This window comes from Kocuria himachalensis (assembly GCF_054784195.1).
Genome location: NZ_BAAGPL010000019.1, coordinates 1 through 20,970, shown reverse-complemented (window position 1 = coordinate 20,970; position 20,970 = coordinate 1). Strand labels below are relative to the sequence as shown.

Annotated in this window: 18 protein-coding genes and 1 tRNA gene; 15 read left to right on the top strand and 4 right to left on the bottom strand. The window is 71.3% G+C overall.

What is annotated here, in order from left to right:
• Positions 1 to 228: 228 nt before the first annotated feature.
• Complete coding sequence (locus ACYVM4_RS12495) at positions 229 to 1,785, top strand: LTA synthase family protein (protein ID WP_460668749.1); 1,557 nt, start codon at positions 229 to 231, stop codon at positions 1,783 to 1,785.
• Between the two features lie 43 nt (positions 1,786 to 1,828).
• On the opposite strand, the gene ACYVM4_RS12490 is transcribed toward ACYVM4_RS12495, so the two are convergent.
• A complete protein-coding gene (locus ACYVM4_RS12490; RefSeq protein WP_017832435.1) occupies positions 1,829 to 2,320 on the bottom strand; it encodes a YajQ family cyclic di-GMP-binding protein in 492 nt (163 codons plus the stop codon).
• 137 nt (positions 2,321 to 2,457) lie between these two features.
• On the opposite strand from ACYVM4_RS12490, the gene ACYVM4_RS12485 reads away from it, so the two are divergent.
• From ACYVM4_RS12485 to ACYVM4_RS12470, 4 genes are all read left to right on the top strand, one after another.
• Positions 2,458 to 2,778 carry a hypothetical protein gene (locus ACYVM4_RS12485; protein WP_460668748.1) on the top strand — a complete coding sequence of 107 codons (321 nt, stop codon included), beginning with the start codon at positions 2,458 to 2,460 and terminating at the stop codon, positions 2,776 to 2,778.
• Positions 2,779 to 2,884: 106 nt separating this feature from the next.
• Positions 2,885 to 2,966 (top strand) — tRNA-Tyr (locus ACYVM4_RS12480).
• A gap of 461 nt (positions 2,967 to 3,427) precedes the next feature.
• Positions 3,428 to 4,087, top strand: a complete 660-nt coding sequence (locus ACYVM4_RS12475; protein ID WP_460668747.1) for a hypothetical protein — start codon at positions 3,428 to 3,430, stop codon at positions 4,085 to 4,087.
• A gap of 86 nt (positions 4,088 to 4,173) precedes the next feature.
• Positions 4,174 to 4,857: a class F sortase gene (locus ACYVM4_RS12470; protein WP_460668746.1), complete on the top strand. Its 684-nt coding sequence runs from the start codon at positions 4,174 to 4,176 to the stop codon at positions 4,855 to 4,857.
• Positions 4,858 to 4,897: 40 nt separating this feature from the next.
• Here ACYVM4_RS12470 and ACYVM4_RS12465 read toward each other — a convergent pair whose 3' ends face one another.
• Positions 4,898 to 5,935: an LLM class flavin-dependent oxidoreductase gene (locus ACYVM4_RS12465; RefSeq protein WP_368820474.1), complete on the bottom strand. Its 1,038-nt coding sequence runs from the start codon at positions 5,933 to 5,935 to the stop codon at positions 4,898 to 4,900.
• Positions 5,936 to 6,103: 168 nt separating this feature from the next.
• On the opposite strand from ACYVM4_RS12465, the gene trxA reads away from it, so the two are divergent.
• On the top strand, positions 6,104 to 6,481 hold the full coding sequence (gene trxA / locus ACYVM4_RS12460) for a thioredoxin (protein WP_035924949.1): 378 nt from the start codon (positions 6,104 to 6,106) through the stop codon (positions 6,479 to 6,481).
• A 130-nt stretch (positions 6,482 to 6,611) separates the two neighbouring features.
• Here trxA and ACYVM4_RS12455 read toward each other — a convergent pair whose 3' ends face one another.
• Both ACYVM4_RS12455 and ACYVM4_RS12450 read right to left on the bottom strand, forming a co-directional pair.
• A complete protein-coding gene (locus tag ACYVM4_RS12455) occupies positions 6,612 to 7,331 on the bottom strand; it encodes a VIT1/CCC1 transporter family protein (protein ID WP_460668745.1) in 720 nt (239 codons plus the stop codon).
• A 112-nt stretch (positions 7,332 to 7,443) separates the two neighbouring features.
• Positions 7,444 to 8,433, bottom strand: coding sequence for a DNA-3-methyladenine glycosylase family protein (locus tag ACYVM4_RS12450; protein ID WP_368820471.1), 990 nt, complete (start codon positions 8,431 to 8,433; stop codon positions 7,444 to 7,446).
• 6 nt (positions 8,434 to 8,439) lie between these two features.
• On the opposite strand from ACYVM4_RS12450, the gene ACYVM4_RS12445 reads away from it, so the two are divergent.
• From ACYVM4_RS12445 to ACYVM4_RS12405, 9 genes are all read left to right on the top strand, one after another.
• A complete protein-coding gene (locus ACYVM4_RS12445; RefSeq protein ID WP_460668744.1) occupies positions 8,440 to 9,930 on the top strand; it encodes a DUF2079 domain-containing protein in 1,491 nt (496 codons plus the stop codon).
• Positions 9,931 to 10,109: 179 nt separating this feature from the next.
• Positions 10,110 to 12,044, top strand: a complete 1,935-nt coding sequence (locus tag ACYVM4_RS12440) for a DEAD/DEAH box helicase (RefSeq protein WP_438612797.1) — start codon at positions 10,110 to 10,112, stop codon at positions 12,042 to 12,044.
• Between the two features lie 99 nt (positions 12,045 to 12,143).
• Entirely contained in the window at positions 12,144 to 13,787 is a 1,644-nt protein-coding gene (locus ACYVM4_RS12435; RefSeq protein WP_460668743.1) for a sensor histidine kinase, read from the top strand.
• A 9-nt stretch (positions 13,788 to 13,796) separates the two neighbouring features.
• On the top strand, positions 13,797 to 14,465 hold the full coding sequence (locus ACYVM4_RS12430; protein WP_368820467.1) for a response regulator transcription factor: 669 nt from the start codon (positions 13,797 to 13,799) through the stop codon (positions 14,463 to 14,465).
• A gap of 339 nt (positions 14,466 to 14,804) precedes the next feature.
• Positions 14,805 to 15,752: a helix-turn-helix transcriptional regulator gene (locus tag ACYVM4_RS12425; RefSeq protein WP_460668742.1), complete on the top strand. Its 948-nt coding sequence runs from the start codon at positions 14,805 to 14,807 to the stop codon at positions 15,750 to 15,752.
• A 732-nt stretch (positions 15,753 to 16,484) separates the two neighbouring features.
• Positions 16,485 to 17,078, top strand: coding sequence for a recombinase family protein (locus ACYVM4_RS12420; RefSeq protein ID WP_460668741.1), 594 nt, complete (start codon positions 16,485 to 16,487; stop codon positions 17,076 to 17,078).
• A gap of 343 nt (positions 17,079 to 17,421) precedes the next feature.
• Entirely contained in the window at positions 17,422 to 18,558 is a 1,137-nt protein-coding gene (locus tag ACYVM4_RS12415; protein WP_460668740.1) for a heparan-alpha-glucosaminide N-acetyltransferase domain-containing protein, read from the top strand.
• Between the two features lie 190 nt (positions 18,559 to 18,748).
• Positions 18,749 to 19,462, top strand: a complete 714-nt coding sequence (locus ACYVM4_RS12410) for a response regulator (RefSeq protein ID WP_460668739.1) — start codon at positions 18,749 to 18,751, stop codon at positions 19,460 to 19,462.
• Positions 19,463 to 19,470: 8 nt separating this feature from the next.
• The gene (locus tag ACYVM4_RS12405; RefSeq protein WP_460668738.1) at positions 19,471 to 20,589 is read left to right on the top strand and encodes a sensor histidine kinase; all 1,119 of its coding nucleotides are present in this window, start codon (positions 19,471 to 19,473) and stop codon (positions 20,587 to 20,589) included.
• Positions 20,590 to 20,970: the final 381 nt, after the last annotated feature.

The window sequence follows — 20,970 nt, the reverse complement described above, 5'->3', positions numbered from 1 at the left end:
GTGGGCGGCTCCGTCGTCGAACGAGAGGAGTCGTGCGTGAGGACATGTGGGAGGAGCCCGGCGGTGGTCGACGAACGGCGTCCGGGCCGATCGGGCGTCGGGTGAACCACTGGTGAACCACGGGTGAACGGGTAGCGTAGCGGTACTAGTCTTCTACGGGCCCGAGAACGGGTGGGGTGTCAAGGGTGCTCGACGAGCACGCGGGCATCCGGATCGCGAGGTGTTGCCATGTCCGGCCGGATTCCGCACGTGGTCCGACGGGTTGGCGTCGTGGTGGGACGCACCTGGGTCTACGTCCTGATCTGGGCGGGGCTCGCGCTGCTCATCGCCGCCGCCGGCATCCGTTTCTTCTGGGGCAGGATCTCCGTGGGTCAGATGCTCCTGAACCTCGTCTCCGTGGAGGTCGACGGCGGGGGCGGAGCCATCGTCTGGGTCGGCGTCCTGGGGATCGGCGTCGTGCCCCTGCTCATCACCGTCGGGATCGCCCTGTGGCAGTCCTCCCGGCGCCGCGAGCGCCGCCGCAACGGCGACGACATGCGTCCTCGTCGCCCGCAGTGGATCATGCGCACCGTCTCCACCGCTCTGGTGGCCGCGGTGGTCGTGGGCGGCACCACGGCCTTCGCCACCACGGTGGGCGTGGGGGACTACCTCAGGGCGACGAACTCCGAGTACGACCTCGGCGACTACTACGTGGAGCCGACCGTCACCGGTGCCGAGCGCAAGCGCAACCTGGTGCTGATCTACCTCGAGTCCGGCGAGGCCACCCTCGCGGACGACCAGCTCTTCGAGAAGGACGCGTTCGTCCCTCTGAAGGAGGTCACCAAGGCCTCGGACGGTTGGCAGAGCGTGGACGGTCTCCAGCAGTACCAGGGTGGAGGCTGGACCATGGCCGGTCTCACCTCGACGCAGTGCGGCGTCCCGCTGAAGGGCGTGGGCTCCGCCGCGGGCAGCGGCGCCTCCGACGAGCTCAGCGGCGACGTCGACACCTACCTGGGAGGAGCCACCTGCCTGGGCGATGTCCTGGACGGGCACGGCTACCACAACGTCTTCCTGGGCGGGGCCAACGCCTCCTTCGCCGCGAAGGACGACTTCCTGGGCAGCCACGGCTACTCCGAGATCAAGGACCTCTCCGACTGGCGGGCCGCCGGCGAACCGGAGAAGAACTTCCGCAGCGACTGGGGTCTGAGCGACGAACGCCTCATGGCCCGCGCCAAGGACGAGATCGACGAGCTGCACGCCGAGGCGGAGAGGACCGGCCAGCCGTTCAATCTCTCCGTGCTGACGCTGGACACCCACGAGCCGGTGCACGTCTACGACTACTGCACCGTGGACACGGAGGAGGAGGTCACCTCCGTGTTCTCCTGCTCCATGACCCAGGTGGCCGGATTCGTGGAGCACATGGAGGAGAAGGGCTACCTCGACGACACCGCCGTGGTGATCATGGGCGACCACCTCAAGCACATGAGCGCCGGCGACGCCTTCCACGAGCAGCTCGACGACCACGACAACCGCACGATCTTCAACCGGATCTGGATCCCGGGCGAGGACGAGAGCAGCACACTGCGTCCCCGCGTGGACCAGCTGAACATGTACCCCACGATCCTGGAGGTCGCCGGCCTGACCCTGGAGGACCGTGAGGCCGGGCTGGGCGTGTCCGCCTTCGCATCGGAGGTCCCGGCTGGTTCGGCGCAGGCGATGGAGCCGGATCCCTACGCGGAGCTGCTGGACTCGCACTCCCCGCGGTTCTACGCGGAGGCCTGGGCCGGTGTGGACGCCGCACGGTAGCGCTGTCCGTTCCCGGTCCGCCGGCCGGGGCGCGCGGCCCGGGTCAGCGGTAGTTGATGAACTGCAGGTCCACCTCGAGGTCCGAGCCCTTGAGCAGGGTGATGACGTCCTGGAGGTCGTCGCGGGACTTGGACGACACCCGGAGCTCGTCGCCCTGGATGGTGGCCTTCACGCCCTTGGGGCCCTCGTCGCGGATGAGCTTGGTGATCTTCTTCGCCTGGTCCTGGGCGATGCCCTCCTTCACGGAGGCCTCGATCCGGTACTCCTTGCCGGAGGCGAAGGGCTCCCCGGCGTCGAGGGACTTGAGGGAGATGCCGCGCTTGACGAGCTTCGACTGGAAGACGTCGAGGACGGCGTTGACGCGCTCCTCCGAGTTCGCCTTCATGAGGATCTTCTCGCCGGAGAAGTCGATCTCCGCCCCGACGCCCTTGAAGTCGTAGCGCTGGGCGATCTCCTTCTGCGCCTGGTTCAGGGCGTTGGACACCTCCTGCTTGTCGACCTTGCTGACGACGTCGAACGAGGAATCGCTGGCCATGCTGCCTCCTGAGCTGGGGCGGTGGACGGGCGGCGTGCGGCCCGTGGGACTGTGAACCAGCTTACCGGGAGGGCCCCGTCACCGTTTCGTGACCTGCGCCCAAGGGTCCGTCCAGGTCCGTCTCCCAGGATGGCGGCATGAGCACATCCGAGGGTCACGACGACGTGACGCCCGGCCCGGGGCGGACCCGGCGCGGGAGCGCCGTGGCGGCCACCGCGCTGGCGGCGGTCCTGCTGATGGGCATCGGGCTGGGCCCGGCGGCCGCGACCACCGGCGGCACGGTGCCGCCGCCCCGTCCGGGCACGGGCGCTTCGGCCACCGAGCGGATCGACCCCGAGGTGGCGCAACGGTTGATCGGTGTCGCCGAGGACCTCGCGGAGGCCGTGACGCACGGCGAGATCACCGCCGAGCAGGCGGAGAAGTTTCTCCAGCAGGTGTGCGAGCGGCTCGCCGCCTGAGCCGTTCCCGGCAATTTCGCATCGCGACGGATGTTCTGTACTGTTGAACTGCTCCCGCACGCGGGGGCGGCCACCACCGGGCCGGAAGGGCCGGCGGCAGCACCCCGGCAGATTACCCGAGCGGCCAAAGGGGGCTGACTGTAAATCAGCTGGCAATGCCTACGGGGGTTCGAATCCCTCATCTGCCACAAGCTCCACGACGAAGGCCCCGGTCCGAGGTCCGGGGCCTTCGTCGTGCCCGGTCGTGACGGGGCCGGGCAGTCCCTCGCCGGCGGGACGCCGGCGGTCGCCCGGATGGCCCCGCAGCCGGCGCTCGTTCGTGGGGGAGGGGCTCCCGCTCCTGCGGCATCCTGCGCAGAAATCCCCTGTTGCGGGGACACGGGGACGAGGCCGCCCCGCCGTTCCGGCCTTAACAATTGCTAAGAACATGAATATCCTTGTAGCTTGAGGCGACAGCATCATCCGGCCACGTGCCAGCACTCCCCGAGCCGGCACGTCGGGACCCCCTACTCCGGATGACCAGCAGCACGACCGACCCTGCAGCGCTCCCGCCGGTGTGCAACGCCGAGGACGCTGGGAAGGACTGTGCCGCGCGCTGGTACCCCAGGGGCAGGCCCGGGGTTCTGAATGATTGAGGAGACAGACCGATATGACTGCTGTGAAGAAGTGGGTGGCCGCGGGTTCGTCGGCTGCCGTCCTGGCCGGAGGCCTGTTCCTGGGTGCCCCCGCCGCCCACGCCGACACCTGCGTGGCCCCCGCCGCCAGCACCGCCGTGACCAACCTGGTCACCGCGGCCGACCACCTCTACGACTCGGGCACGCACTTCAACTCGCTCGTCACGGACCCGGCGGTCCTGGGCCAGCTCCAGACCCAGCAGGCCGTGCTGGCGGACGCCATCGCGAACGACGACACCATGGACCGCGCCCAGGCCGCCTGGAACGAGATCCAGCGCCTGCAGGAGACCTATGCGGCGTCGACCGACGACCCCGCCGTGGACGAGGCCTACGCGGCCACCTCCGCCGCTGCGGCGAACTTCCAGGCAGTGGCCCTGGACGCCCGAGCGCAGGGCGAGGTGTTCATGGAGGACGGCGCCGCTCTCCTGGCGCAGTTCCAGGGGAACTGCGACGTCCTGGGCACCGGGACCGGCTCGGACGACTGGACCGGCACCGACTCCGGCGTGAACCAGGGCATCAACATGCAGACCGCCGAGGAGAGCGGGCTCAGCACGGGTGTGCTGGCCGGCCTGCTGGCGGCCGGTGCGGCCGTGTCCGGGGCCGTGGCCCTCCGGGTGCGCCGCGGGCGCGCCTGATCCCGAACCGCTGACCGCCCTGGTGCCGCGCCCGCGCGGCACCAGGGCGCAGCCATCTGCCGAGCCGATCCCTTAAGGACCAGAGCATGGACGCACCCGAGCAGGAGACCGCGCCGCGCCGTCGTGCGGGCACACGCTGGGCCGCCGTCGGCGGAATCGGCGCCGTGGCGGTCCTGTCCACGGTGCTGCTGACGGATCCCTGGGGCGCGGAGGGCACCGCCTCCCCGGCCGCGACGGCGACCGCCCCGGTGGAGGCCGCCTCGGCGCCACCTCCCACGGCGGCCGCCACGGGCGCGCCGCCCGCCACAGCCACCTCCGACCGTCCGGCGGCGGCGGCGCCCGTGCGGCTGGCCGTCGAGGACGCCCACCTCGACGTGACCGTCCTGCCCCTGACGCCGAGCGAGCAGGAGCTGGCCACGGAGCTGCTGGTCCCGCCGGACACCCTGGACGGCTACTGGCTCACCCCCTACGGCATGCCGGGCGAGGGCTCGGAGAACACCACGTACATCACCGGCCACAGCTGGGAGGACCGGGACGCCCCGTTCAACCGGCTGAGCGACCCCGGACTGGTGGGCAGCGAGATCGAGCTGGAGACCGCGGCCGGGACCCTGGAGTACGTGGTGGACTCGGTGGTCACCCACGACAAGAACACCCTGAAGGACAGCGACATCTGGCGCATCGTCCCGGACCGTCTGGTCATCGTCAGCTGCTACACCGAGGACCTCTGGGGGAAGAACGTCGTGCTCACGGCGTCCCCCGCGCAGGCCTGAGACCCGCCCGGGCCTCGCTGCCGGGCGCCGCTGGCGAATGTCAGCCCAGGGCCGCGCGCACCCGCGGCACCACCTCGGCGCCGAGCAGCGTGATCGACTCGAGCGCCAGATGGTGCGGGACGCCTCCGGCGTCCATGCGCAGCAGGAGGCGCTCGTGGCCGAGCGCGCGCTGCTGCGCCACGATCTTGGCGACCACCTCGTCCACGTCCCCCACCACGAGGGTCCCGTCCGGGGCGCACTCCCGCTCGTACTCCTCCCGGGACCAGCGGGGGTCCGCCGGGTGGACCGGCCCGTGGCTGCGGGCCCCCGCGGCGAAATAGGGGTGGCTGAGCTCCCGCGCCTGCGCAGGAGCGCGCGCCACGAAGCCCGGGACGTTGAGGCACACCGGGGTATCGCCGTCCCGGCCGGACTTCGCGAGAGCCCGCCGGTAGGCCTCGACGACGGGCACCGCCTCGGCGAAGGGACCGTGCGTGCGCAGCAGGGCGAGGGGCAGACCGAGAGCCCCGGCGCGGGCCACGGAGGCCGGTGTGCCGGAGCTGCCGAGCCAGATCGGCAGGCACGGCTGCAACGGGCGGGGCTCGAGGTCGATCTCCACGCCGTGCCGGGGGAGCGGGCCGACGAGGGTCACCGGATCCGTCTCGCGGACCTTGAGGAGCTGGAGCAGCTTCTCCTCGAACAGGGCGTCGTGGTCCTCCCGCTCGAGGCCGAGGGCGCACAGTACGCGCTGGGAAGCGCCGCGGCCCACGATCATCTCGGCGCGCCCGCCGGAGATGTTGTCCAGCATGGCGATCTGCTCGTAGAGCCGCACGGGATCCCCGGCCGTGAGCACGGAGACGGCAGTGGTGAGCCGCAGGAGGTGCGTGCGGCCGGCGATGGCGGACAGGAGCACCACGGGCGAGGCCGCGACCACGTCCGTTCCGTGGTTCTCGCCGACGCCGATCACGGTGAGACCGGCGCGCTCCGCGGCCTCGGCCTGCTCGATGATGTCCCGCAGGCGCTGACGGCTGTCGGGTCGGGTGCCCGTGACGGGGTCCGGGACCACCTCGCCCAGCGAGAAGATGCCGATCTCGAAGTTCATGGCGCACCTCGGCGTGCACGGGGTCCGGCTCCGGTCCGGTTGCCCGGTCCAGGAGCCCGGGCCGCAGGCCTGACCCGGACACCCAGTCTAGTTCCCGCGCGCCACCCGGTCTTGAGCCGGCAGTGAAATCCTGTGCCCCCGGACGGCTCTGCCTCTACGCTGGAGGGCATGGCTACCGTTGACATCACCCAGGACACCCTGGGCCAGACCATTGCCGAGAACGACATCGTCCTGCTCGACTGGTGGGCCGAGTGGTGCGGACCCTGCAAGCAGTTCGCCCCGACCTACGAGGCCGCCTCGGAGAAGCACGAGGACATCGTCTTCGGGAAGGTCGACACCGAGGAGCAGCAGATGCTCGCCGCGTCGGCCCAGATCTCCTCGATCCCCACGCTGATGGCCTTCCGGGAGGGCATCCTCGTCTTCTCCCAGCCGGGCGCCCTGCCCGCCTCCGCCCTCGACCAGGTCATCGACGCCGTCAAGGGTCTCGACATGGAAGAGGTCCGCGCCGAGGTCGCCAAGCAGTCCCAGGACGCGCCCAACGCCTGACCGCGGGACCGTTGCCGCACCAGCGCGCCGGGCCCCGCCTCCTCGGAGGCGGGGCCCGGCGTCGTCGTGCCCGGCCTGCCTGTGCCCGGCCCCGTGCCCGTGACCGGGGACCGGTGCGGGCGGCAGGGGATCAGACGAGGCCGGTGACGCCGAACATCGAGCCGAGCGCGAAGGTGGCCACGAGGGCCATCGCCCCGCCCACCACCACGCGCACCACCGCGCGGCCCCGCTGCGGCGTGTCTCCGAGGCGCGCCCCGAGCCAGCCGGTCAGCGCGAGAGCCGCGAGCACCGTGACGAAGGTGACGGGAATCCTCCAGGCCTCCGGCGGCAACAGGATCGCGAGCATGGGCAGCAGCGCTCCGACGAGGAAGGACAGCGCGGAGGCGACCGCCGCGCCCCACGGGCTGACGCTGTCCTCCGCGTCGATGTTGAGCTCGGCGTCGAGGTGCGCGGCCAGGGCGTCGTGCTCGGTGAGCTCCAGCGCCACCCGCCGGGCCGTGCCGACGGACAGGCCCTTGGTCTCGTAGATCTCGGCGAGCTCCTGGAGCTCGGCCTCGGGCATGTCGATGAGCTCCTGCTTCTCCTTCTCGATCAGGGCCCGGTGGGAGTCCGACTGGCTGGACACGGACACGTACTCGCCCTGGGCCATGGACAGGGCTCCGCCGACCAGGGCCGCGCCCCCGGCCAGGAGGATGGCGCTGGTGCTCGTCGTGGCCCCGGCCACGCCCACCACGACCGCGGCCACCGAGACGATGCCGTCGTTGGCACCCAGGACCCCGGCCCGCAGCTTGTTCATCCGCTCGGTGTAGCCGGCACCGTGCGGCTCCTTGATCACGTGTTCGGTCGTCATGGGCCCATTGAACTCCCACCAGTGCGCCGGTGCCAGCAAGGACAGGATGTCCTCACCGGCACCCAGCCGTGCCCACCGGCACCCAGCTGTGGCCACCGGCACCCAGCGGTGCTCAGCGGCGCCGGTGGTCCTCCGGGTGCAGCCGCGGGGCGAACGAGGGCTTGCGGAAGCCGGAGGCCCGCAGGAGGCGCACCACCCGCTGCCGGTCGCCCCGCCACGGCTCCAGCAGCTCGAGCATCCGGCGGTCGTCGCCGGGACGCCGGTCGAAGAACCAGCACACCGTGTCCGCGAGGTGGAAGTCGAAGACGCTGACCGAGTCCGGGTCCCCGTGGGTGCACTGCACGATCTCCGCGACCGTCCAGGGCCCGAGCCCGGGGATCGAGCGCAGGCCCCGGTGCAGCTCGGCGTCCAGCGGGGCCCGGCCCAGGCGCTCCAGGGCGGCCGCCCGTCCGGCCACGCGCCGGACGGTGGCGGTCCGGGCGCCGTCGACCCCCGCCCGGTGCCACTCCCACACGGGCACCCGGCACCACGCCTCGGCGGTCGGGGCGATCCGCATGCCCTCCGGGGCGGGGCCCGGCGCGGGCTCGCCGTAGCGCCGCACGAGCTGCCGGTGCGCGGCCACGGCCTCGCGCACGGTGACGCGCTGCTCGAGCACCGAGAGCACGGCGCGGTCCAGCACCCGGCCGGTCGAGGGCAGGCGCAGCCCCGGGTGGTGGTGCCGGGCGGCGCTCAGCCGGTGGGGCAGCGCGCGGAAGGCGTCAGAGGCCTCGAACCGCTCCCACGCGTCCTCCGCGCCCGCCCAGCGCGGGGCCTCCAGCAGGAACTCCTCGGCGCCGGGCCCCCACGCGCGCACGCGCACGGGCCGCTGCAGGGGCCGACCGGCACCGGTGCGGGAGAAGAGGGCGGTGACCGGGCCCGCCGCGGTCCGGGCGGTGACCCACACGACGTCGGGAGCCGCGACCCGGACCAGGGGATCGGCGCTGCCCCGGCCCAGCACGCCGAGCGTCTGGCCCAGGTGCAGCGCGCCCTCCGGGTCCCACACGAGCTCGGCGTCCGGGGTCACCGGGCGCCGGCGGGCGGACGGGGGAGCGGTGACGGCCATGAGACCATGATGGCAGTCCTGACCGACGGCGCTCACCCCGCCACCGAGGAGGCCATGCCCGCCACCGCGCTCCGTCGCGCCGCACCGCCGGCCCGTCCCGTGCCGCTCACCGGGCGGGCGCGGCTGGTGCCGCTGGGCGTGGGGCTCCTCGTGCTCGTCCTGTACGTGTGGTGGTCCCTGCTCCAGTGGCACCGCTGGGAGGTCCCGTCCTGGGACCTGGGGATCTTCACCCAGCTCGCCAAGTCCTACGCCGCCGGGGACGGCCCGGTCGTGCACCTCAAGGGCCACGGCGCCAACCTGCTGGGCGACCACTTCCACCCGATCCTCGTGCTGCTGGGACCGGTCTACGCGCTGTTCCCCTCCGCGCTGACCCTGCTCGTGGTCCAGGACCTCCTCGTGGCGGTCTCCGCGGGGGCGCTGACGGGCTTCGCGACCCGGGCGCTGGGCGCGGGCCCGGGCGCGGCCCTGGGACTGGCCTACGGGCTGAGCTTCGGGCTGCAGGCCGCGGTCGCGGTGCAGTTCCACGAGGTGGCCTTCGCCCTGCCGCTGATGGTCCTCGCCCTCGGCTGCCTGGTGGAGCGGCGGTGGACGGCGTCCGCACTGTGGGCCGCCCCCGTCGCGTTCGTCAAGGAGGACCTGGGCGTCACGGTCGCGGTGCTCGGCCTGGTGCTCGCCTGGCGGGCGCACCGCGAGGCGGACGGGGACCGCCGTCCGGTGGCGCTGGGGCTCGCGCTCGCCGGATGGGGCGCGGCCTGGTCGGTGCTCGCGGTGACCGTGGTGCTGCCCGCCCTCAGCCCGGACGGCCGGTTCGCGTACGCGGACCGGCTGGACCTCGCGACGGCGGCGGCGGACCCCGCCGGGGCGCTGGTCTCCCTGGTGGTCCCGGGCCAGAAGGCGCTCACCTGGCTGACCGTCCTGGCCGTGGGCGCAGTGGTCGCGGTCCGCTCGCCGCTGGCGCTCGTGGCGCTGCCCACGCTGGTCTGGCGGATGCTCTCGCCGAACCACGGCTACTGGGGCACGAGCTGGCACTACAGCGCCGTCCTCATGCCCGTCGTCGTCGTGGCGCTGCTCGACGCCGTGCTCCGGCTGCGCGGCGGACGGTTCCGGCGGCTCGCCCGGGCCGCGCCGGCGCTGGCGCTCGCCGTCGCCCTCCTGCTGGTCCCGGGGCGCCCGCTGGCCGACCTCGTGGACCCCGCCGCCTACCGGCCGGACCCCCGGGCGGACGCCAAGGCCGCGGTCGTCGCCGTCGTCCCCGAGGGGGCGAGCGTGGCCACGGACCTGACCCTCCTGCACCACCTCGTGCCCGGCGCGCAGGTGCACTGGCTGGGGTCCGAGGGCGATCCCGCCCCCGAGTACGTGGTGGTCGACCGGCTCGGCGCCGCGTGGGGCGGGCACCCGCCGGGGGACGTCGCCGACTGGGCCGGCCAGCGCTACGGCACCGGCTACACCGAGGTGCGTGACGAGAAGCACCTCGTGGTGGTGCGCCGGCTGGGATGACCGCGCCGCCGGGTGCGCTAGACTGGGGGGACCGAATCCGGTCACTCCCTCACTTTCTCGTGCAACGCGATGCCGTCCGCGCATCGTGTTCGGCCGCGGCCCGTGTCGCGCCGTGTCCGACGCTCCCGTTTCCGAACGGGGCTCCAAGTGGTTGGCAGGGACGTCCGGACACCACGACCGTGGCCGACGCCCCTGGGCATGCTCCCGGGCCGCCACCCGCACAGATAACGAGGCACTTCTCCATGACCGTCGACACCCCCAGCACCTCCGGCACCGCCGAGGAGCACACCATCACCTTCGCCGAGCTCGGCATCGACTCCCGGGTGCTCGCCACCCTGGACGAGGTCGGCTACGAGAACCCCACGCCCATCCAGGCCGCCACCATCCCGGTGCTGCTGCAGGGCAAGGACGTGGTGGGCCTGGCCCAGACCGGCACCGGCAAGACCGCGGCCTTCGCCGTGCCCGCGCTGTCCCGGCTCGCCGAGCTCTCCGACGTCAACGGCGTCTCCCGCGACACCCAGGTCCTGGTCCTCGCCCCGACCCGCGAGCTGGCCCTCCAGGTCGGCGAGGCGTTCTCCTCCTACGCCACCCACCTCGAGGACTTCACCGTCCTGCCGGTCTACGGCGGCTCCCCCTACGGCCCGCAGCTGGCCGGGCTGCGCCGCGGCGCCCAGGTGGTCGTCGGCACGCCCGGCCGCGTGATCGACCACCTCAAGAAGGGGTCCCTGGACCTGTCCCACCTGCAGTACGTGGTCCTCGACGAGGCCGACGAGATGCTGCGCATGGGCTTCGCCGAGGACGTCGAGCAGATCCTCTCGCAGACGCCCGTCGAGAAGCAGGTCGCGCTGTTCTCCGCGACCATGCCCCCGGCGATCCGCAAGATCGCGAAGCAGTACCTGCGGGACCCGCAGGAGATCGCCGTCAAGGGCAAGACCACCACGGGCACCAACACCCGCCAGCGCTACCTGCAGGTCATGGGCTCCCACAAGATGGAGGCCATGACCCGCATCCTCGAGGTCGGGGACTACGACGGCGTCATCGTCTTCGTGCGCACCAAGGCCGCCACCGAGGAGGTCGCCGACCGGCTCAAGGCCCGCGGCTACGCGGCCGCCGCGATCAACGGCGACATCCCGCAGAACCTGCGCGAGCGCACGGTCGAGGCCCTGCGGGACGGCAAGATCGACGTCCTCGTGGCCACGGACGTCGCGGCACGCGGGCTCGACGTCGAGCGCATCTCGCTCGTGGTCAACTACGACATCCCGCACGACACCGAGTCCTACGTGCACCGGATCGGGCGCACCGGCCGCGCCGGGCGCTCCGGCGAGGCGATCCTGTTCATGACCCCGCGGGAGAAGTACCTGCTGCGGGCGATCGAGAAGGCCACCCGCCAGCCGGTGGAGCTCATGCGCATGCCCTCCACGGAGGACGTGAACCAGACCCGCAAGGACAAGTTCGCCCAGCAGATCACGAACACCATGGAGTCCGAGGACCTCGCCCAGTTCCGCGAGCTCGTCGAGCAGTACCAGGCCGAGCACGACGTCGACACCGTGGAGATCGCCGCGGCGATCGCCGTGATGGCCCAGGACGGCCGGCCCTTCTTCGTGGAGGAGCTGCCCGAGCCGGTGCAGCGCACCCGCGACCGGGACCGCCCGGGACGGGACGGCGACGACCGGCCCCGCCGCGAACCGCGCACCGAGAAGGGCATGGCCACCTACCGGATGTCCGTCGGCCACCGGCACCGCGTCTCGCCGGGCTCCGTGGTGGGAGCCCTCACCAACGAGGGCGGACTGAGCGGCGAGCAGATCGGGGCGATCGACATCCGCTCGACCCACACCCTCGTGGGCCTGCCCGAGAACCTGCCCGCCTCCACCCTGGACCGGCTCTCCCGCACGCGCATCAACGGGGAGCTCATCCAGCTCGAGGCCGACCGCGGCCCGGGCGCCGGCGGCCGGCCCCGCAGCACCTCGTCCTCCTACCAGGACCGCCCCCGCCGCGGCGGCGGTGCCCGGGGCGACGACTCCCGGGGCGGCTACCAGGGCAAGCGGTCCGGGTTCTCCGCGGGCGACCGGGACGGCGACAAGCCGTTCCGCAAGCCGCGCAGCAAGAAGTACTGAGCCCGGGGGCAGGACCTCCGCGCCGAGGGAGGGGACGGGCCGCACGGCCCGTCCCCTCCCTTCATTTTTCTCTCACGTGCCGTCGATAGGCTGGGCCGCATGGCGGGCGCGCGGTGGGACAGGGTGCGGACGGAGCTGCGGTCCGTGCGCAGCCGGGTGCTCGCCACGACCATCGCCTTCCTGGCCGTCGCGCTCCTCGCCGTGGGCGGGATCACCCACTACCTGCGCCTGGTGGACCTCGACGAGTCCGTGCGCCAGGACATCGTCCAGGAGGCCGGTGAGCTGCAGCGGCTCGCGCAGCGCGGGCCGCTGGGCCCGGACGCCTCCCTCTCGGAGGACCTGAACGCCACGGCCGAGGAACCGTTCACGGACCTTCCGCAGCTCTTCTACACCTTCATGACCACCACGGTGCCCGGGGAGCACGAGAGCATCCTCGCGCTGGTGGGCGGTAAGCCGGCGTTCGAGCACGCCGACCGGTCCCGGTTCCAGCTCGACGACCCCGCCACGCTCAGCGCGGCCGTGGAGCGGGCCCGGCCCGGGCAGACCGTCGTCTTCGACCACGAGCAGGACGGGCGCATGCTCCGGCTGGGCGTCATCTCCGTGGTCCTGGACGAGGACCCGCGCCAGGGCTACCTCGTGGTCGGCTTCGACATGAGCGCCCAGCGCCGGATCGTCCTGGACTCGCTGTGGCGCTATCTCGGCATCGCCGCCCTCACGACGGTCGTGGCGGGGCTGGTGGCCTACGTCCTGGTGGGCCGGGTCACCGCCCCGATCACCCGTCTGCGCCGGGCCACGGAGCAGATCAGCCCGGAGGACCTGGGGCGGCGCGTGCCCGTGACGCAGGACGACTCGGACGTGGGCCAGCTCGCCGTGAACTTCAACGGCATGCTCGGCCGGATCGAGGCGGCCTTCGTCCAGCAGCGCCAGTTCCTCGACGACGCCGCCCACGAGCTGCGCACCCCCCTGACGATCCTGCACGGCAACCTCGAGCTGATGGACCAGCACGACCCCGCCGACGTCGAGGAGACGCGGGCGTTGCTCCTCGACGAGATCGAGCGGATGAACCGCCTCGTGGAGGACCTGCTGCTGCTCGCCAAGGCCCAGCGCGCCGACTTCATCCGTCCCGGCCCCGTGGACGTCCCCGCCTGGCTCGACGACACCGTGGACCGGCTGCGCGCGCTGGGGGACCGGCGCTGGGAGCTCGAGGCGCGGGCCGAGAGGCAGGTCGTGGCCGACGCGCAGCGCCTCACCCAGGCGGTGGTGCAGCTCGCCGCCAACGCGGTGAAGTTCTCCGCCCCCGGGGACCTCGTGGCACTGGGTGCCGCCTGGGCCACCGGACCCGCCGCGGCCGGCGAGGACGGCCCCGCACGCACCCTCGAGGTGTGGGTCCGGGACACCGGCCCGGGCGTGGCCCCGGAGGACCAGCAGCGGATCTTCGAGCGCTTCGGCCGGGCCGAGACCGGTCGCACCGTGGAGGGCTCCGGGCTCGGCCTCGCGATCGTGGCGGCCATCGCCCACGGCCACGGCGGGACCGTGGGGCTGCGCTCGAGCCCCGGCAACGGGGCCACGTTCACCCTCCGCCTGCCCGGGTCCCCGACCGCCGCGGCCCCGGTCCCCGGTCCGGCGGTGCCGGGTTCCACGGCGTCCGGTCCCACCGTGTCCGGTCCCACCGTGTCCGGGTCCGCCCGGTCCCCGGTCCCCGTGCCCGGTCCCGACGTCCCCGCCGCACCCCCCAGGAAGTAGAGGCGACCCATGGCCAGCATCCTCATCGCCGAGGACGAGGAGCGCATCGCGCGCTTCATCCAGAAGGGCCTGCGCGCAGCGGGCTACACGACCACGGTGGTCGAGGACGGCACGAGTGCCCTCGACTACGCGAGCACCGGGGAGTTCGACCTGCTCGTCCTCGACGTGGGCCTGCCCGGCATGGACGGGTTCCAGGTGCTCTCGGTGCTGCGCTCCACGGGCTTCGCGATCCCCGTGATCATGTGCACCGCCCGCGACTCCGTCGAGGACACCGTCGCGGGGCTGGAACAGGGGGCGGACGACTACCTCGCGAAGCCGTTCCGCTTCCAGGAGCTGCTGGCCCGCGTCCGGGCCCGGCTCCGGGACCGCGCGGTGGCCGACCCGGCCGCCGACGCGCTGCGCTACGGCGGGCTCGGCCTCGACGTCGGGACCCGGTGCGCGGTGCTCGAGGACCGGCAGATCGAGCTCTCCCCCCGGGAGTTCGCCATGGCCAGGGCCTTCCTCGAGAGCCCCGGCCAGGTGCTCACCCGCGAGCAGCTGCTGAACAAGGTGTGGGGCTACGATTTCGACGGCTCGTCCAACGTGGTGGACGTCTACGTTCGCTATCTGCGCAACAAGCTCGGCGCGCAGCGCATCGTCACCGTCCGCGGCGCCGGGTACCGCCTCGCCAAGCTGTGAGAGACATCGGCCCGCGGGCTCTCAGGACGATCTCCCCCACGTCGCACGACCGGGTGTTCGGAAGGTGACGCCATATCAGGGCGTCCCGGGGCCGATGGGACACGACACGACCTGGTGGCGCGACGTGGTCATCGCGACCGATCGGGGATGTTCTGCCTGCCCATCTGTTGTTCGCGGCCCGGCACAAGGGGCGTGGCCGTCCAGGTCCTCGTCCGGCGAAAGGCGTGGACGTCGGCAGTGGCGGGTCACAATGGTGCGCGCGTGCGGGCCGGTCTGGACAATGGACACTCAGAACTGGGCGCCGCAGGGTGCGTCCTGTGCAGGAGGTGGGGTCGTTTCATGGGCGAGGTGTTCCGGCAGGAGCTGACGATCGCGGACCCCGAGGTCCTGGCCGATGTGGGGGAGCGGACCGGGATGCGTTTCGGGTACAGCTCCACGGACCCGGATTTCTCCTATTGCCTGTCCCGGGCCGGGGACGACCGGCTGGCGGTGTCGGCGGTCCATGTGGGCGGGACCATGTCCCTGTGGGGTGACACCGAGACCTTCACGGTGGCCCAGGTGCGCGGGGTCCGGTACGACTGGCAGATCGGCCGGCAGAGCGGTAGTGCCGCTGCGGGCTCCTCGGTGCTGTTCCGCCCCGAGCACCCGTCCCTGACGGTGATCGAGGACGCGGACGTGACCCTGGCGCACCTGTCGGTGGAGCTGGTGCAGGAGGTTGCCGACACCGTCTACGGCACCAGGACCCCGGTGGCTTTCGACTCCTGCACCCCGGCCGGGACCCGGTGGGGACGGTACTGGTCGGGTCTGGTCCGCTACGGGGCCGGTGTGGTCGGCTCGGAGGCCTACGCCGAGCCGTTGGTGCGCGCCGAGCTCACTCGTTTCCTGGCCGTGGGGTTGCTGGAGTGCTTCCCGCTGGCCGGGGACCGTGAGGTCCGGTACCTGTCCATGGAGGCCCAGACCCGCCGCTACCGGGTGGCGGTGCAGTTCTTCGACGACCACGCCGGGTCCCCGATCACCGTCGAGGACGCCGCCCGCGCGGCCGGAACCACCACGGCCGCGCTGATGCGGGCGTTCCGCGCCAACGACCCGCTGGGGCTCACCCCGGCCCAGTACCTGCGCCGGACCCGTCTGGAGGCCGCCCACCGCGACCTGGAGGCCGGTGACCCCACCGTCGGGGACACGGTGCAGAGCATCGCGGCCCGTTGGGGTTTCACCCACCGGGGCCGCTTCGCCCAGTACTACCGCCAGGTCTACGGCACGACGCCCAGCCACACCCTCGGCCACTGAGGACCGCGGGCCGACCGAGGCGGCAGCACCACCGGTGCGCACGCACTCGCGACCAGGAGGTGCGTGCTCGGGTCGCCCCGTCGTGGCGGGGCTCGATCATAGAGGTTCCAGCATTGTGTGGAGGGTTTCTGGCGGGCAGCGTCGCGGCCAGGTGCGGGGCGATCTCGGCGAGGCGAGCGAGGTAGCCGTGGGCTTCCAGCTCCTCCGGGGCGGCCGGGGCGGCCGGGACGCGGGTCCTGGGAGTGCTCCCCCGGGCGGCGAGAACTGCTACGGCCAGAGGGCCCTCCTCAGCCTCCTGGCCGGTTCGACGGACACGATCCACGCCGAGCGGTCCGGTCCCCCGACCGTCCACCCTGCGTGCTACGCCGACCCTGTTACCCGGTAGACGGAAGGTCGATCCACATACCGTCCTCATTCCTGTCCCGCCAGAAATGCTCCGCAAGCAGGGGCCGCCCCCTCGAGCCGGTGGGCCGGTGGCATTCCTTCGTCGTCCGACGCGGCGTAGGCGCCACCGAGGACCGGTGCCGTTGCGTGAGTGCCGCTTCCATGGACAGGGGCAAGCTGACCCGAGCATCGACGTCGGCCCCTCCCGAGCCAAGGGATGCGAGACGTCTCGTCCGAGGAATTTGCAGCCGTATGCTTTCGCAGTTCGATCTGTCTCGTAGCTATGTGCTTTGTCCATGCCCCCGGAATTGGATACTCAACGTTTGTTGCGAGACAGAGGGGGTGGACATGGGGAAGCTGATCGGGTATGCCCGACTGTCGATACGGCAGCAGGATGCAGACCGGCAAGTGTCTGACCTTCTGCAGGCAGGTGTGCGGCGCGATGACGTGTATGTCGACAGTGGAGTGTCTGGAGGGCGTGCTTCGCGACCACAGTTCGAAAAAGCGGTTGCGGCGCTGGAGGTCAGCGACACGCTGGTCATCACTACGCTGGACCGTTTGGGCCGATCAACGCGAAACATGCTGACCTTCGCCGAAGCGTTGCGGGGGAGGGGTGCGGGGTTGCGTGTGCTGAATGCTGGTGGGGGAGACGTGGACACAGCTACCCCGATGGGCTCGATGGTCTTCACGGTGATGGCTGCGCTGGCGCAGAGGGAACTGGAGATCAAGCGGGAGAGGATCACAGACTCGGTGGCCAAGCGTCGAGCCGCCGGCAAGGACCTCGGCGGGAGGGGCCAGACCTTCACCGACTCCCAGATCCGCAATGCCCTCCGGCTCATCGAGGGCGGGGAGCCGGCCACCCCAGTCGCCCGCGATCTCGGGAGGTCCCGGGCCACCCTCTACCGCCGGATCTGGGCACTGCCCATGCCGACACCCCTTTGAGCGCACGGTCGTCGTCGAATTGAGTGAGGCGTAGGTTTCTCCGTCCGGCGACCTTGGCGTGCTGGAGGGGTGCGGCAGATGTTTCACGTGCGTGCGCGGTGGGGATCGCAGACTTCACGAAATCTTGAGGGTTACTCAACCGGAGCGCAAGGTGCAGCGCTGACCCTGAGTGCAGGACGGTCCCGGGGGTGCTGGGACTTCGGACACGGCCAGTGGCCGGCGCCCTGGGGGGGGGCCGGGCGGGCCTGGGCTATCGGGGGAAATTGTGAGTGGGACGTCCAGAACGGAAGGATCCGCCCTGGCGGGTGCCCCGGGCGGTGCCCGCCCCTCCTCGAGGCGGTTGGTGGGCATCGACGCGGCCCGTGGGCTGGCGCTGATCGGGTTGATGGCGGTGCACCTCCTGCCCACCGAGGACCAGATGACGGGCGAGCCGACCTGGTCCTACATCCTTTTCGGCGGGGACTCGGCAGCCCTGTTCGCCCTGCTGGCCGGGGTGGGACTGGCACTGAGCTCGGGAGGACGGCGCCGGCACCGGGGGCGGGAGCTGGCCGCTGACCGGGTGGGGGTGGCCGTACGCGCCGTCCTCATCGCCGTGGTAGGCCTGTGGATCGGTACGGTGATGCCCGAGGACGCCCCGGCGGACAACATCTTGATCTACTACGGGGTGTTCTTCCTGCTGGCCATCCCCTTCCTCCACATAGGGCCGAAGACACTGTTCGTCTGCGCGGCGGTCTTCTGGATCGTGGGTCCGCTGCTGATGCAGGGGCTCAGAGACGTCCTGCCCGCATACACCTCCGACAACCCCACTCTTGCTGATGTGGTGAAAGAACTGGGAGCGACAGCCTCCCAGCTGTTGTTGACCGGCTCGTACCCGGCTCTGTGCTACCTGACATACCTGTTGGTGGGAATGGGGGTGGGACGGTTGGACCTGCGCGAGAAGGCAGTCCAGATCCGTTTGCTGGTGGCGGGGATCGGGGTGGCGGTCTTCGCCCAGGTCACCTCGTATTTCCTGCTCTACGCTCTGGGAGGCTACGAGCGGCTGCTGGGCAGCTCCGGGATGGACAAGGAGGAGCTCGAGGAGGCTCTCCTGTCGGGGCCGGAGGACGAGTTGCCCACCGACACCGCTTGGTGGCTGGTGGTCGACACCCCGCACACCAACACCCCGTTGGCGATCGCCGCCAGCCTGGGCGTCGGGCTGGCAGTGCTGGGCTTCTTCCTGCTGGTTGCCCCCCGGGCCAGGGCCTTGCTCGTGCTCCTGTCGGCGATGGGTGCGATGACTTTGACCCTGTACACCACCCACCTGGTGGGGCTGTCCTTGGAGGGTCACTACGACCGGCCCTACCTGTGGTTCACCGTCAACCTGGGGGCTAATGTCCTGTTCGCGGTGATCTGGCAACGCACCCTGGGCCAGGGACCACTGGAACGGGTGGTCAGCACCAGCGTGAGCGTGACCCGCCGCGCGGTGCTCTACCGGCAGTGAGCACCGGCCGAGGCGGACTGTCGCGCGCCGTGCCTGCCGCAACGGGCGGACCCCCAGTGGTGGGCACTCGTCGCGGCAGATTCGCGAGATCATCATCGATACCGGGTGCCGGGCCCCCGCAATCGGGCTTCCGACCGGACCGTGGGGCCGCACCTCGGCCAGCGGGCTGGTCCTGGACCTAGGAGCCACCATGGTCGTGTCCCTCACCGGTCGGGTCTTGGTGGTTGACGATGAGATCGATCTAGCACGGTTGATCGAGGGGTACTTGCGCGCGGCGGGATTTGAGGTCGTCGTACGCCACAACGGCCTGGAGGCCCTGGCCGCGGTGCGCGAGTTCGTCCCCGATGTGGTGGTGCTCGACTTGGGGCTGCCCGGGATCGACGGGATCGAGGTGTGCCGTCAAGTGCGGGCCTTCTCGGACTGCCACGTGCTGATGCTCACTGCTCGTGACGACGAGGTGGACAAGATCGTGGGGCTGTCGGTGGGCGCCGCTGACTACGTGACCAAGCCCTTCAGCCCGCGCGAGCTCGTGGCCCGTGTGCAGGCCATGCTGCGCCGAGCCAGAGCGCGAACCGTCCCAGCCCTGAAGCCGATCGGACAGCAGCGGATTATCGGGGACCTGTTGGTGGATGAAGCATCCCGTGAGGCCTACCTGCTCGGAGAGCTGGTGGACCTCACACGCATCGAGTTCGACCTGCTGGCCACCCTGGCCGCCCATCCCGCGAGGGTGCTGTCCCGCCGGCAACTGGTCGAGATGGTTTGGGACACGCACTGGTCCGGGGATGAGCACTTGGTCGATGTGCACATCGGGCGGATCCGCAGGAAGCTCGGGGAGGACGTGACCAGCCCGCGGTTCATCCACACCATCCGCGGCATCGGTTACCGCATGGGGGTCGGACGATGATCGCCGCCGTGCCTGAGCGCATCCGCTTTTGGAGCCCTCTGACGGTGCGGCTGATGGTGGCGCAGATCTCGGTCCTGCTGGCCGGTCTGGGGGTCGTGCTGCTGACGGCCGTCCTGGCCGGACCGACGATGTTCTACGACGAACTCATCGATGCCGGGCACGACGATGAGGCCGATGGGCTGGAGCACCTCGCCGAGGCCTTCCGCTTGATCAGCCTCACCGCCTTGGGCGTCGGCGCGGTTCCGGCCTTGATCATCGCCGGGTTGCTCAGCTTCTACCTCTACCGCACCATCGGACGCTCCTTGGCGTCCTTCACTGCCGCCGCACGCGCGGTGGCCGCCGGCCACTACGACGTGCGGATTCCCCCGACCGGGCTGCGGCCGGAATTCGACTCCCTGGCGGGCTCCTTCAACGACATGGCGGCCAAGCTCCAGGCCGTGGGGACGACCCGCCGGCAGATGCTGGCGGATCTGGGACACGAGATGCGCACCCCGCTGGCCAACCTGAAGGGACACCTGGAAGGCATCGAGGACGGGGTCATCGCCTTGGACGAGCGGACCACGGCGATCCCGCAGGCCCAGATCACCCGGTTGGAGCAGTTGGCCGGGGACATCAGGGCCCTGACCGGAGCTGAAGAGGGCCTTCTCCATCCCCAGCCCACTGTCGTCGACATGGCGCGACTGGCCCAGCAGGCGGTGGCGGCTATTGAACCTCTCGCCGTCCAGCAGAACATCACTGTCGGGGCTACCGGCGCCAGCACGGCCCCGGCCGTGCTGGATGAGCAACGGGTGGGGCAGGTGCTGAGCAATCTGCTGGAGAACGCTTTGCGCCACACCCCATCGAGAGGGACCATCACCGTGCACACCGATCTGGACCCGGTGTCGGTGACCGTCACGGTCACCGACACAGGGGTGGGCATTTCTGCCGAGGCCCTGGCGCGCGTCTTCCAGCGGTTCTACCGCGCCAACACCGGCAGGGAAGCCCACCGCGGTGGCTCCGGGCGGGGACTGGCCATCAGCAAAGCCCTCGTCGAGACTCAGGGCGGAACCCTGGAAGCGACCAGCCGCGGACGTGGGCAGGGGGCCAGCTTCCGGATCCGCCTTCCCCGACACCACCTCCAGAACTGACCTGTTCCCATGGCCACAGCGACCGGGCTGTTGACGACCGTCAGGTCATGCCAGCAGACGCCCTGACGGCTGCGCTGTCGATGACGGAGGAGTCCCATGTGGCTGCAAGAGAGCACGTCAACGGCCGGTCAGGGGGCCCGGTTATTGGTGCACTGACCCGCTGCAAGACGCTGCGCGACAGCGCCACGCTGAACGCCGGATCCGGTGTTCTCAGTAACGCAGGGAAACCTCACCGGCGCGCAGGTAATTGGGCGTGCCAGGGGGACTGCCGCACCATCAGGTGTCATCTTGACCTTCCTTGCCTCTGGGTCGGCCCTGTCAACGGCAGGCGAAAGCTGACCCCTTTTCGGCAGCTGAAGGTTGACCCCCTGATCACTCATC